At 42.2% G+C, this 13,935-nt stretch carries 12 protein-coding genes; 5 read left to right on the top strand and 7 right to left on the bottom strand.

Annotated elements, in window-relative coordinates; all coding sequences use genetic code 11:
* Window positions 1-318: 318 nt before the first annotated feature.
* From ACED29_RS06640 to cynR, 3 genes are all read right to left on the bottom strand, one after another.
* A complete protein-coding gene (locus tag ACED29_RS06640) occupies window positions 319-2,208 on the bottom strand; it encodes a S8 family peptidase (protein WP_371697314.1) in 1,890 nt (629 codons plus the stop codon).
* Between the two features lie 633 nt (window positions 2,209-2,841).
* Window positions 2,842-4,134, bottom strand: a complete 1,293-nt coding sequence (locus ACED29_RS06635; protein ID WP_182756813.1) for an aerolysin family beta-barrel pore-forming toxin — start codon at window positions 4,132-4,134, stop codon at window positions 2,842-2,844.
* Window positions 4,135-4,827: 693 nt separating this feature from the next.
* A complete protein-coding gene (gene cynR, locus ACED29_RS06630; RefSeq protein ID WP_371697313.1) occupies window positions 4,828-5,733 on the bottom strand; it encodes a transcriptional regulator CynR in 906 nt (301 codons plus the stop codon).
* A gap of 107 nt (window positions 5,734-5,840) precedes the next feature.
* On the opposite strand from cynR, the gene ACED29_RS06625 reads away from it, so the two are divergent.
* The 4 genes from ACED29_RS06625 (at window position 5,841) to ACED29_RS06610 (ending at window position 8,483) form a co-directional block, all read left to right on the top strand.
* Complete coding sequence (locus ACED29_RS06625; protein ID WP_273698276.1) at window positions 5,841-6,503, top strand: carbonic anhydrase; 663 nt, start codon at window positions 5,841-5,843, stop codon at window positions 6,501-6,503.
* Window positions 6,504-6,527: 24 nt separating this feature from the next.
* Complete coding sequence (cynS, locus tag ACED29_RS06620; RefSeq protein WP_182698273.1) at window positions 6,528-6,998, top strand: cyanase; 471 nt, start codon at window positions 6,528-6,530, stop codon at window positions 6,996-6,998.
* A gap of 72 nt (window positions 6,999-7,070) precedes the next feature.
* Window positions 7,071-8,279 carry a CynX/NimT family MFS transporter gene (locus ACED29_RS06615; protein WP_371697312.1) on the top strand — a complete coding sequence of 403 codons (1,209 nt, stop codon included), beginning with the start codon at window positions 7,071-7,073 and terminating at the stop codon, window positions 8,277-8,279.
* Between the two features lie 36 nt (window positions 8,280-8,315).
* Window positions 8,316-8,483: a hypothetical protein gene (locus ACED29_RS06610; RefSeq protein ID WP_182698275.1), complete on the top strand. Its 168-nt coding sequence runs from the start codon at window positions 8,316-8,318 to the stop codon at window positions 8,481-8,483.
* 56 nt (window positions 8,484-8,539) lie between these two features.
* Here the strand turns inward: ACED29_RS06610 and ACED29_RS06605 are convergent, their stop codons facing one another.
* Window positions 8,540-9,739 carry an MFS transporter gene (locus ACED29_RS06605; RefSeq protein WP_310736142.1) on the bottom strand — a complete coding sequence of 400 codons (1,200 nt, stop codon included), beginning with the start codon at window positions 9,737-9,739 and terminating at the stop codon, window positions 8,540-8,542.
* Between the two features lie 117 nt (window positions 9,740-9,856).
* Between ACED29_RS06605 and ACED29_RS06600 the strand changes: the two genes are divergently transcribed.
* Window positions 9,857-10,645: a helix-turn-helix domain-containing protein gene (locus tag ACED29_RS06600; RefSeq protein ID WP_182698277.1), complete on the top strand. Its 789-nt coding sequence runs from the start codon at window positions 9,857-9,859 to the stop codon at window positions 10,643-10,645.
* Between the two features lie 190 nt (window positions 10,646-10,835).
* Here ACED29_RS06600 and ACED29_RS06595 read toward each other — a convergent pair whose 3' ends face one another.
* The 3 genes from ACED29_RS06595 to ACED29_RS06585 are packed head-to-tail and all read right to left on the bottom strand — an operon-like array spanning window position 10,836 to window position 13,756.
* A complete protein-coding gene (locus tag ACED29_RS06595) occupies window positions 10,836-12,968 on the bottom strand; it encodes a TonB-dependent siderophore receptor (RefSeq protein ID WP_182698278.1) in 2,133 nt (710 codons plus the stop codon).
* Window positions 12,969-12,984: 16 nt separating this feature from the next.
* Window positions 12,985-13,311, bottom strand: coding sequence for an aldolase/citrate lyase family protein (locus ACED29_RS06590; RefSeq protein ID WP_371697311.1), 327 nt, complete (start codon window positions 13,309-13,311; stop codon window positions 12,985-12,987).
* Window positions 13,304-13,756, bottom strand: a complete 453-nt coding sequence (locus tag ACED29_RS06585) for an HpcH/HpaI aldolase/citrate lyase family protein (RefSeq protein WP_371697346.1) — start codon at window positions 13,754-13,756, stop codon at window positions 13,304-13,306. The genes ACED29_RS06590 and ACED29_RS06585 overlap by 8 nt, the downstream gene beginning before the upstream one ends.
* Window positions 13,757-13,935: the final 179 nt, after the last annotated feature.

Raw genomic sequence — 13,935 nt, 5'->3', positions numbered from 1 at the left:
ATTTGAGCGGTTGCTCGCCAACTATTATCGACATTGTCTATCAGAATGCTTGTTCTATATTGTCGGTATAAATACCACCTGAATGTCATCTGGGCGGTATTTGGCCACAATTAAATTACAGCTATGAATAATAGTTAAAATGGATGATTATCGTTTATTCAAGCCGACATTTTGAGCATAATCGTGCAGAGTGAAATCGGATAAAGACTTTTATAGTGACGAATAAACGTGCGCTAAAGCGGCAAATGTTTAGTGAAAAAAATACCGTCTACTTCAATCAGAAATAGTCGGTATTTTTTACTTCTCGTTTAAGGTTATTTACTCATAGTTTGCTACTAGGTTTACCCCCGAATAGTTAGTATAACCTCTTAGCATCACATGATAAGTCGTTTCAACCGTTGGGGTGAAAGAACAGCTTTCATTGTTACCATTTTTGTAAGGACGACAATCAAAACTGCCTGTGGTCGGTTGTGTGCCGGCTTTGACGTATATATCGGCATCACCGCTACCACCACTCATGGTCACATTGAGAGTGTTATTAGCTGGTACGACGACCTTATAAAAGGTTTGTGAACTGCTTGCACCGCTTAATCCTGTTCTTGGAACACCATTAGCAAGACAATCACTGTCTGTACAACTACTTCCGCCACCTAGATTGTAGTCCGCAGTAAGGTTAGCATTAGCGAAGGCTGAGTAACCTTGGATCATAACGTACCATTTACCAGCAGCAGGATTAGTGAAGTCGCAGCTTTCATTATTACCATTTTGAAATGGACGACATTGATAGCTGTTAATGGTCGGTTTAACCCCTTGGCTGACATACATATCGGCATCACCAGAACCACCTGCTAAGGTAACCGCAAGGCTGGTTGCATTGGTTGGCACATCAATGAAATAGTAACTTGTTGAGCCCTGACCCCCGCTTGTTGCAATAGCTTGACCATCAAGAAGTTCAGTATCAGAAGGCGGCGGAGGACAGTTATCGCCACAACCACCATCGCTATCCAGTGAGAACAGCAGTGAATTTGGCGATCCAGTTTTTGCATCAGATACCTTACCGCTACTTGCTCTTGTCGCCAGCAAGTTAGTCACTTGTGTTGGAGTCATACTGGGGGTTTCATTAAGATATAGCGCAGCAACCCCCGCAACATGTGGCGCGGCCATTGAAGTACCACTAATGGTGTTAGTTGCACTGTTTGAAGTGTACCAAGCCGAGGTGATGCTTGAGCCTGGGGCATAAATATCAAGACAAGTACCATAGTTTGAAAAGCTTGATCGTGAATCAGAGCTGGTTGTTGATCCCACAGTAATCGCATCGGCGGCACGAGCTGGAGAGTAATTACAAGCATTGCTATTATCATTACCTGCAGCAACCACAAAACTAATCCCTGCAGCAACCGCGGCATTAACAGCATCATCTGTTGCTTGTGATGCACCACCACCTAGGCTCATGTTGGCTACAGAAGGACCAGAGGCATTATTTTTGACCCAATTAATGCCTGCAATCACTCCAGAGTTACTGCCTGAACCACTACAACTGAGTACCCGTACCCCAACAATATTGACATTTTTTGCAACCCCATAGCTGGCACCACCGATTGTGCCCGCAACATGAGTACCATGGCCATTACAGTCTGTGGTATCTGAGTCGTTATCGATAAAGTCATATCCACTGGTGGCTCGTCCACCAAATTCATTATGGCTATTGAGTACCCCTGTATCGATAATATAGGCGGTGACCCCCGTACCATCATAATCGTAATGGTAGTTGTTATCGAAAGGCAGATCTCGCTGATCTATTCTGTCTAAGCCCCACGTTGGACTGCCTTGATCGCTACTGGCAGACATAATAGGGGAGATCGACATCATTTGATCTTGTTCTATGTATTTAATTTTAGGGTCATCTTGAAGTTCAGCGATCTGCTTGGCATTGGCTTTAATCAATACGCCATTTAGTGCGTTACCGAAGTTTTTCACCACGCTAATATTGTAATCATTAGCGAGAATGTTGGCTTGTTGAGTGGAAAAATTAGCCAACGCGGATGTATCTTGTAGATTTAAAATACTCGGGGTATTAAAGACCACTATATAGGTATCTTTAATGGCTTTGTTACTGTTCACAGGAAGTAATTGTGCTGCTTGGGATTGCATTGGAAGTGTGCTCAGGGCTGCCAATACTGCGAGGGCTATTTTATGTTTGTGTTCCATACGATTCTCCATTTTTTTTATAGTCTCCATAAACGACGAGACCTCTAAAAAGTAGGATATGCAGCCATATTTTTATTAAAAATGGTTTGATTAGGAAATGACAAACGATTATCAATTGTAACTATTTAGTTACATCTCGAGCTTAAAATACCTTATTAGGATAAACGCTGTAAAAAAAGTCTTAGTACAAAAGTAGGTGGCAACGAAATACTTAAAAAATATCAATAATGACAATGAATTGCTTATTATGGTTTAGTATTCTGATGTTAAATTTTTTCAGTTAGCTTGAAATTTGTCAGCCTTTAGATTGAGTAAATTTTTGTGCCGTCATACATAAGTTGTAAATGTATCGTTTTGTGAAATCTTTTACACTTAATAACATAACGTCGCCTGCTTACTCTCAAATTTGTCATCCTAAAGTTGTGGACTTAGTGATACTCAGTCGGTAACTTTCAGCCCGAATCATTTTTATCTAGGCTTAACTTATCACTTTGATTTTATATTAAGCGGATCGTATAAAAGTTTACTGACTTTATTGAGTAACTAACTTATGCAGGAATAACTGCTAAAGAAAAGCTACTCGAATGAGTAGCTTTTTTGTAACGCATTGACTAGGTAAAAGTATAAGGTACTTTAATTATTTAACATGACTTGGTTTGATTTCGAAATATTCAGATTTCTGATTAAACCGTCGTAGTCATCATTTTGGATGTCACCGACAGTCATCTGAATATTGCTATTAAGTCCTGATCTTTGTAAATTTTCGGGACGGTTAGCGATATCTTCAGCTGTTAGTGGATATGCTTCACTAGCATCAATATTAAATTGACTCGAATCGATAGCGGTAAACTTACCACTAATAGGCGCACCATGTTGTCTACTAATATTAGCCAATATCCATTCGAAATTGTTTTTACTGTTTGCGGAGTTAACTGCAGTAGGCCAATCCCATACACCGTAACCGTTAATATCCTGATGAAGATATTGATCAACTAAGGCTTCTGGCCCATTAAGATTATTCGCATTCGCTCCACCAAAAGTATAAGGGAAGTTAGGTCTATTTGTCGGATGATCAATATGCGCATTACCACCCCATTTTAAGAAATTCTCATATTTTATATCGTACATCATAAATAAACTGGAGGTATAAGGAACATCTGCCTTCTGTTTAAATAGGGTGATTGATATATAACGTTTACTACGAGGCGGCATCATTGCTCGATATTGTGCTTGGCTAGAAATCGTTGTACTTTTGCCGTCGGTTTCACTCCAGCCTTGGCTGGCAGAAAATTCGGCACTGATTTCTGAACTCGCTCCGCCAATTCCAGGAATACCCACTTCGTATTTATTGGTGACACCAATTTTTTCGGAGAAGGAGAAATTATCGGTTTTGGACCAGCTAGTGGTGTAGTCATAATTTAGGGTGGCTACACCGGTATCTTCGGTGTCTCCCCAGTTATAGATCACCACGGGAGCAGTATAAATAGCTTCGCGATCATAAACTTGAGGAGAACCTAACCGTAAGTCTTGAGGGTTAGTTACAAAATGTATATTTTGTAAATTAACCTTCAAACGCTCACTTGAGCGGTAGCCGCCAGCATGTGGATCATTGCTATTATAGCGTGCTTTGAGACTATACTCGTTGCCCGATTCTCTTCTTACTTCTATATCCTGACCAACATACTGTGATGCGGTACCACCAGCCCAAGCATACCCCAGGTGATGACCTAGGGAGAATAGTGAGCTGATAAACGATGGGTTAGAAATAACATCATTTTTAAGTGAATCAAGATCAGGGGCGGCGTGCTCTACCATAGACAGTTTTGGAATAGTATTAGGGATAGCAGCTTCCACAAAGTAAGAGGTTGCTCCTAAAGCAGTTAAACAGGATAAGGTTAATATTTTTATATTTGATTTTGTTCTCATGATTATTCCTTTATTTTAATTAAAAGTGTCCTTCATTGAGCGCGCAAATAGATATTATATGTACTCAGGAAACATATAATTAATCATTACTACTATGCGCATTTAAAAGCTAACACTTTTATATTTTTTAAACAAAATAAAAATATATTAAATCTAAAGTTGTTTTGTTATTGTTAAATTTGTTAATTAGTGTGGTTTTTAAATTGATCCCGCTTTATTTTAATAGTGTATTTACTTTATTTTTAATGATTTGTTTACGCTGTAATTAGTATGTTTACTTTAAAGTAAATTTTATTCTATATTAAATAATACGGCGTGCTTAATATCTTAGGTAATATAATCGATTTAACTCATTAAACAATATGATGTGTTATATGAATTTAATAGCATGGCATACTTAATATGTTAATTGTCATGGTTTACTTATCTATTTTAAGAGAAGGCTATAGTAGTAGCATAATTAGGGTAATATATTGATAGGTTTTCTAATATTATCTAAATAAGTCTTTTATTATTTATCTTCGTTTAGTGACTAAAATTTATAAGAGTATACATTGTCGTCGAAAATCGCAGCGACGATAGCTAATAGGTCACTGCGAATTATAATAATCCAATACCTTGCCCTAAAATACCTACCACATTAATAAACAGCTTGATCCACACAGCCATAACCGCTGAGCTAGCAACCTAATGTTATTCGCTGTCACTTTCAACACAGTTATCTGGCTGACAATGCTGATGTGCTAAGGTTATAAACGCCTTCGCCGCCGCGGTTTGGTAGGCTCCTTTTCGCTGGAGCAATACTGCTGTACGTTGCAGTAAAGAGGGGGTTAGTGTGATAGCGACGAGTTCATCTCGCTCGCCAGTAATGTTTGACGGCAGCAAAGTGGCAAGCTGAGTATTGCGCACAATCTCAATAACTGCACTGAGTGAGTTAGCCTCCATCAACACCTTTGGTTGTACTTGATGCTGACGGCAATAACGTTCAATTTGTTCACGGGTAGCAAATTCATTACTTAATAATACCATTGACTGCTGGTTTAATATTTGCAGATTAACGACTGACTCTTGCGCAAGAGGGTGATCTTTTCTCACGACTAATGCCAAGGTTTCTACCAGAAGAGTCTGCGATTCAATATCCGCAGAATGGACATTTTCAAATGCGATACCGACATCAAATTCGTCGTCCAGCAATCGCTGTTCCATTTGCTCCTGTGACATTTCCTTCACGCTCAGTGTCACCTTGGGGTAACGCTCATGAAATACTTTTATCAAAGGACCGATAAGGTAGGTCGTAAAAGTTGGTGTAATAGCAATACGCAGTTCTCCACTACTGAGGTTTTTCACATCATTAATCGCTCGCTTGCCTTCTTGTAGATCCTGGAGGGCGTTACGCGCATAGCGGGCATACATTTCTCCTGCATCTGTTAGACGTACGCTGCGTCCTGAACGATCAAATAGCTGGCAACCTAATTGTTCTTCTAATTGTTTGATCTGCTGAGATAACGCCGGTTGTGAAACATACAGTGAAGTTGCAGCCCGAGTGAAGCTGCGATATTCCGCCACCGCGAGAAAATAGTTGATGTGTCGTAATAGCATATGCGATCCGATGTATAAGTATTGCTTATCGATATCATAATAAACCAGTATTTTACCTTATTCTAGTGTGGGCGTAGCATTCACTGTATTGCAAGGCAGAGGTCACTATGATGAAAAATATTATTGAAGGTTTTTTAAAGTTTAAAACTGACGTATTCCCCGAACGTGCAGAGATGTTCAAGAGTTTGGCTACCAGCCAACATCCACGCACATTATTCATTTCTTGCTCGGACAGTCGCTTAGTGCCTGAGTTGGTGACCCAGCATGAACCGGGTGGCCTGTTTGTTATTCGTAACGCCGGTAATATTGTACCGTCTTATGGGCCTGAACCCGGCGGTGTTTCGGCATCGGTGGAGTACGCCGTAACCGCATTGCAAGTCACCGACGTTGTTATCTGTGGACATTCTGATTGTGGAGCGATGACCGCGATTGCCACCTGCAAGTGTATGGATCACATGCCTGCGGTGGGCAGTTGGCTGCGCTATGCCGACTCTGCTCGTATCGTCAATGAAGCCCGCCAGCACACAAGTGAACGCGCACGGATTGAAGCTATGGTGCGAGAAAATGTCATCGCCCAGCTTGATAATATTAGAACGCATCCCTCGGTCCGCCTCGCGTTAGGAGAAGGCCGTCTGGCTTTGCACGGCTGGGTCTACGATATCGAGTCAGGCAGTATTGATGCCTTGGACTACCACACCAATACTTTCGTTTCCCTTGCGGACTATCCTGATGTCCGCGCAACCCACACACAGCTAAAGGTTGCTGTGTAAATAAAACACAATAGAGGTATTATTATGATCCAATCACAAATTAGCCATACTGCTCGCCAAGCATTAACCGATCTCATTATTGCAGCCAAAGCAGAAAAGAATCTTTCGTTTGAACAAATCGCCCAGGGTACAGGCTTAAGTGATGTATTCGTTACAGCGGCTTTGCTAGGTCAGCAGCCTTTACCCGCCGACGCCGCTAAGCAAGTTGGCGAAACGCTTGGTCTTGATGCCAGTGCGATTACGTTGCTGCAAGCTATTCCATTACGTGGCAGTGTTGAAAATAGTATCCCTACAGATCCGACGATTTATCGTTTCTACGAGATGATGCAAGTATACGGCACGACCTTAAAATCCTTAGTGCACGAACAGTTCGGTGATGGGATAATTAGCGCAATCAATTTTAAAATGGATATTAAGAAGGTTGAAGATCCTGAAGGTGGCTCGCGCGCAGTGATTACCCTTGATGGTAAATTTTTACCCTATAAGCCTTTTTAAAACCAAATCATTTCACCATAGTCGGCACTTAGTGCCGATTATTTTTTTCACCAATAGGATTATCCATTACTCATGAGTGAAGATCATACTAACGCTGCACACCAGTCGGTATTATCCATGTTGTGGCCGATGCTCATTATTGCTGGGATGGCAATCAATTTACGGCCGACACTTACCGCCATAGGCCCTTTGCTGGACGACATTACTGCCACTACCGGTTTAGGCTTACAAGCCGCATCCTTACTTACAGTGTTACCTATGTTATGTATGGGGATATTTGCCTTATTGCTGCCTTGGTTGGGCAGATTATTTAGCGAGAGTGTGTGGATAACTGCAGGCCTTGTTGCAATTGCTTTGGCGAGTTTTTGGCGTTTATGGCTCAACGATAGTGGCGCGCTGATTGCCAGTGCATTGCTGGCGGGTACAGGCATCGCAATTGTACAGGCGATACTTCCTGGTTTAGTTAAACGCTGGTATCCACAACGTGTGCCACTAGCAATGGGAGGATATTCTGCCTCACTTATGGCTGGTGGAGGTATAGCCGCAGTCATTAGCCCGCTAGTGGCTAACCATCAAGGTCATTGGCAATCTGGGCTTGGTATTTGGCTAATACCGGCCTTGATAGCACTGTTATTGTGGTGGACAAGGCCCAGAGAAAATCTACATATTAGCGACAATAGCGTTAAGATTAATTTTTTTACTAATCGCCGTGCATGGTTACTGGCTTGCTACTTTGGGCTGGCTAACGGCGGTTACGCCTGCATGATTGCATGGTTACCAAGTTATGCTCAGGAATTAGGTTGGAGCGCTCAAGATAGCGGTGAACTCATTGGGATTATGACGATATTTCAAGTAGTTGGTGCTCTGGCAGCTCCGGCATTATCTGCTGGTCGTCTTGATAGACGTCCTTGGTTATTTTTTGCGGTCGGTATTCAGCTAGTTGGATTTTGCGGATTAATGTTAGCGCCTGAGTTAATGTTAACCTCATGGGTTGCGATGATCGGCTACGGCCTTGGTGGCTGCTTTGCGCTGACTCTGACCGTAACGCTTGACCACTTATCTTCACCTAAACTGGCCGGAGCATTAACCGCTTTTGTCCAAGGTGTTGGTTTTATCGTGACAGCGGTTATCCCTTATATCGCTGGAGCCCTTCGCCAATGGAGTGGCAGTTTTCAAACTTCCTGGCTTATGGTGATAGTGACCCTTACATTTATGTTTTTGGTTACCATAACGTTTTCGCCTAGCAGATATGCTAAGGCAATGAATTTAACCGCCGCTTAAAGGCTTATGGTTAGAGTTACATACTATAGGGATGCTTTGAGCGCGCCAATTAAAGCTGCTGAGCTTGGGCAGAGCGATGCTCAATATGTTTTGGGAACACGATTAATTGCCAACCAAGATCAAGCTGAGGGTGATAAATGGATAAAACAAAGTGCTGAATTAGGCAATAAAAAAGCGCTTAAATATCTCAACCGCAGTGTGTAATATTTGCTAATAACATAACGGCTATAACGATGTTGTAATAGCCGCTTGGTGGTTTTTTATCCGCGAACTGACTTGCTTAAGGTGGTGTTTCTGCCACCACCTAAACCGCATAAAGCACACAATACGCCTGCAATCGCACATAACCATAATGGAACATCCCAACTGCCGGTTGCAGTGTGTAGCGCGCCTGCGACCATAGGTCCAACGGCTGCCAGTAAATAGCCGACACTTTGTGACATACCAGAAAGTGATGCGGCTTGGTGCGGGTTATCGGTGCGCAAACTAATAAACGATAAGCCTAAAATAAAACAAGCCCCAGAGCAAAAGCCCAGCATTAGTGTCCACACAAAAGCAAAGTGAGGCATATACAGCAGACCAAGGGCACTGAGCGCACTGAGTAGTGCCAGAATAAAGCTCAGCGCACTTTGATCTTTTAACTTAGCCAGTAACGGAATTAATACTAAGCCTGGCAGTGCTGTCGCAATTTGAAAAGCGCCATGATACGCCCCGGCTTCAACGGCTGAGTGGCCAGTATCAGTCAGTATGCTTGGCAACCAAGTAATAATGATGTAATTCAGAAATGAGTTTAGGCCTAATAACAAACTAATTTGCCAGGCTAAAAGATAACGCCAAACACTTTTTGAGGCAGCCGATTGATGTGCACAATAGCTTGGTTTAGTGTGTTTACCCAGCTGAGCTGTCCAGACGATTAAGCTGGCAATTGTAATGATGGCTGCCGAGCCCAGAGCAAATTGCCAGCCTAAACCATTGAGTTGGCTAAGGGGAAATACCAAGGTTGAAAACCCACCAGAGGTGACTCCCATAGTCAGCACGTAGGCTGAGGTCATCAGTGCTACTTTCGTGGCAAAATCACGTTTAATCAGACTGGGTAATAACACGTTGGCAATCGCGATTCCGACACCAATAATAGCGGTACCGATAAAGAGCATGGTTGAGGAGTCGATAAACCGAGCGGCAATACCTAAGAAGATCAAGATTAACGCGGTAAATAATGCGTGTTCTAAACCTTGTTTTCTAGCAAACACTGCCGCCATCGGTGAAATAACGGCAAAGGCAATTAACGGTAATGTCGTTAAAAAGCCTGCTTGCGATCCGGTCAGGCCAAAGTGACTAATAATTTGCTCCAGTACTGGGGCAATCCCAGTAAAAGGCGCGCGTAAATTTGCTGCAATAAGCAAAATGCCCAGCACCAGTAATATGCCTGAGAAGCGCGATTTCGGTTTGTTATGTAAGATAGCTGAAGTCATACCGTTTTTTTGTTTTTAACGTCAATAATGGTCGCTAGTATAAAGATTTGCCGGACGTTATAATTTAGAAATAGTGACATTTAATGATTGAAAACTGACAAAACGATGTTTGATGCAATTGGCTGGGATGAAATCAAGAATTTTGAAGATATGCCGCAAGCTATTATCGCCAAAATTGAGCATACCTGTGCCAGCCACGAAATTCCGTTACACACTCACCCTAAAGGGCAGTTGATTTTAGCTTTGCATGGTTATGTCACCTGTGAGGTGTCTGCAAAAATGTGGATGGTGCCAACCCATAGTGCCATTTGGATCCCGGCAAATAAAGTCCACAGTAACCGCGCATCAGACAATGCCCAGTTATGTCACTTATTTATTGACAATACGATGTTCAAAATGCCGCTCAATACTTGTACTTTGGCGATTACGCCCTTAGTAAAAGAGCTGATGTGTGAGCTTGCAGGGCGTGATCAGCATTATGATTTATCCAGTAACACGGCACGATTAGCGCAGGTTTTATTGGATCAACTGATTGAGATGCCTATTCAGCATTTAGATGTTGCCTTGTCTAAACATGTTGTTATTCAGGCGATGAGTCAACAATTGATAAGCCAACCTAGCGACAGAAAAACACTACCACAATGGGCCGAACAATTTGCATTAACCGAGCGCACATTAGCGCGGCTGATCAAAAAAGAAACCGGTATGACATTTGGAAAGTGGCGCACCCAAATTCATATTATTACCTCACTGCAAGCGCTATCAGATAAGCACAGTGTGCAGCATGTTTCTGAGTTATTAGGCTATGAGTCGGTCAGTGCTTTTATTACCATGTTTAAAAAAGTCATGAAAAAATCGCCGATGAAATACATGAGCGAATTAAAGGCTTACTAGCCTCAATCTAGGCTTATCAAACAAGCAACTCGGCTGCAATTTATTGGTGATATTTTAGCATAAAATGGTATTTGAATAACGGATAAAAAAGCCCCAACATTTGTGTTGAGGCTGTGTTTTATATAGCAGTTTGGTATGCGATGAATATGCTCGTTGAGCTGACAATACTCATCTTAGCAACCTTGCTTGATTAGAAGGTATAACCAACATCTAAGCTAAGTGAGCGACCTGCCGCGGCAACTCGTCCAGCGGGAGAAACATCTAAGCCTCTAAAGTAATACTGGTTATCAAATAGATTGTTAACCGATAAACCGACTTTTAAGCCGTGATTATCTTGTTTGAAAAACTCAGTGCCAATATTGAAGTTAACCACGGTATAAGCAGGCACTTCGCCTGCTGTGCCTGAAACATTTTCTTCTACTGTGTTAGCCAGATCAGAAAATGACTTGCTGTAGTAGAACGCCATCAAGCCTAAATCTATCTCGTTGATGCTATACATAGCACTGGCAGACAGTTGATGTTTAGACACATATGCTAATTCGTTCCCCGCAAATTCGCCGTCAAGTTGTTCGGTATCTAAATAATTATAGCTGCCACTTAATATCAAATCTGGAAGAGCCATTGGTGAATATGTGCCTTCTAATTCAATACCTTGGTTACGCGTTTGGCCAATATTCACAAACATTCTGATATCGTTGTCGTATTCAATTTTGTTTTCAAAATCGATACGGTATGCCGCAATACTTAAGTTACTTCTTGGTGTGGGGGTAAAGCGCACACCGGCTTCATAGTTCCAAGATAGCTCTGACTCCAGAGTTTGATCTTTAGGCCATAACTGTGAAATTTGTGGTGTTCTAAGTGAACGTTGCGCATTGGTATAAGCAAACCAATTTGAACTGAATTCATAACCTAAGGTGATCCCAGGTAGCCATTCGGTAACATGGTTATCTTGGCTATAGTCTTGACCAAGATTGCTAAAGGTCATATGAACATCTTCATATCTCAGGCCTGGGGTAATCGATAATGTATCATCAAAAAAGCCCAGTTTGTTGCTGACATAGTAAGCCATGGCATTGGTATCCATCTGCCAGTCACGTGGTCGAGTTGCGACTTGTGACGATTTGTCTATGTGGTTAAGTTGATAACTAATGTCTTCATTAACGTAACGTACACCAGCAATAATATGCTGACTGATATCGCCATCAATAAGAAGACTTGTCGTGGGTTCGATACCAAACACGGTAAAGTCTCGTGGGGAGTTACGCAAATGAGTGGCTTCTTGTGTGGTATCACTCCAGCTTGTTCCTAGATTGCCGTCTGTGTCTTGGCTGGCATCATAAAAGTCCCACTGGAAATTACGTGAGCTTTTATTACCAAATACGCTGAGATCAACTTCGCCATAGTCGATGATGCTCGAATCATCGAGAACATGATTGTATTTTAATGCGACTCGTTTAGTGTCTGCGTTAAATTCATCATTAGGACGTAAAGATTGCTCTCGATCGGCTTCATAGGCTGGTGTGTTCAGTGCACCTGGTAGTTCAGAAAATGCATCGTAGTATTGTAATGTCGCATCTAAGCTATTTTGCTCATCGATATTCCATACGGTTTTTAACATCAGGTTTTTAATATCGGTTTCTGAGTGTTCACGAAACGATTCGCCCTTGGTTATGTTGCCATCAAAACGCATTGAAAAGTCATCATTAACGGCACCGCCAGTACTAATGTTGGTATCAAATAGGTTACGGCTGTCACCAAAGAAGGTCACCCGTTCATTGACGCTAGTTTCCCAGTCAGTTGGGATCGACTTTGAAATAAGATTAATGACTCCACCGACGTTGTTCGGGCCATATTGGATTGATGCGCCACCGCGAGCAACATCGATTCTATCGATCATAAATAAGGTTGCCGGGAATAATGACTGTCCAGTGTGGCCATATGGCGCCAGTGTCATTGGAATGCCATCCAGTAATACTTGGGCGTAGCCGCTGCGGCTGCTATCTAAGCCACGTACAGAGATATTAGGCAGAATACCGGTTCCGGTTTCATCCTTAATTTTGATCCCCGGGACTTGTTGTAATGCGGTATCGATTGAACGTGCCGCCGTTCGTGATATTTGATCCGCTGTAATGATGGAGCGGTTACCGGTATAGGTTTTTAAATCTGCTACTTCAGAATTGCCTAGCAGGCTGCCTGTTACCACAATCACTTCAGGCTTGGTTTTAGGCTGACTTTTGTCAGCAAACGCTGAAGAACTGGCAAGACTGGCAGTGATTGCGACAGCAATGGTGGTCAAAGTAAATCTGGTTTTTTCAGTTAACATGCATATTCCCTATGTATCATTTAGTCTGTTTTAATGTGTCAAGTTGGTGCTTAAACGTTTTGAAAATCATGCCGCGGTCTTCACCGATTAAAAATGCTTTTGTGCCTTTTTCATGCCAGCTCGCTTGTTGTTCTGGAGTGCGAGGAATGGCGCAAAAGGTGACATTTTGGGCTTGGCAAAGGTGGGCCATTTTATGGATTTGGGCTTGAACATCGGCGTGGGTAACTTGTGTGCCATAACCTAGAGATAAGCTGAGATCTAATGCGCCTTCGATAATCATATCGACTTGCGCTAGCTTGACGATGTCAGGTAATGCCGCCATGCCATTGATGCATTCAATCATCAGAACACACCACCACTTCTCGATTCGCTAAATCGATATAGTCTTGGAGGGCAAGGGTGCCAAAACCGGTATTACGTCCTCCCGAAATACCTCGAGTACCCAAGGGGGGATATTTAGCGGCTGCAATCGCATTGTTTGCCATTGCCAGGCTAGATATTCTCGACACCACAATTCCAGCCGCTCCAGCATCTAAAACTCTACCTATGGTTGCGGCGTTGTCGTCTGGCACTCTGACTAGCAGTGGCAGCCCTGAGCAATTTGCTGCACGAATGCAGTGTGCCAAAGTGTCATCTGAGATAAGCACATGCTCAGTATCTAGAACGGCAAAATCAAATCCTGCATAAGCAAACATTTCACATATGACTGGAGAGGGAACTGAATTTAAGATCCCAAAAACCGTTTCTTGGTTGCTTAGTTTTGATTTGAGCGAGTGGAAGAACAGCATAATGGTCAAAATATTTTTTTGTTAATGATTTCGATAAGTATTCTCATTTGCGTTTGCCGGGTCAAGTAGTTTATGACGACTTGCTTACGATGCCGTTACTCAATTTCCTGTCTTAGTAATATTTTTCCTTATTTTCCAATTAGTTTAAGCCAAGTAGTCATTTTTTATTAATGTCATTT

This window comes from Shewanella sp. 5S214 (genome assembly GCF_041439795.1).
Taxonomy (GTDB): Bacteria; Pseudomonadota; Gammaproteobacteria; order Enterobacterales; family Shewanellaceae; genus Shewanella; species Shewanella vesiculosa.
Note: the sequence above shows the minus strand (reverse complement) of the source record. Positions and strands in the feature narration are given on the sequence as shown.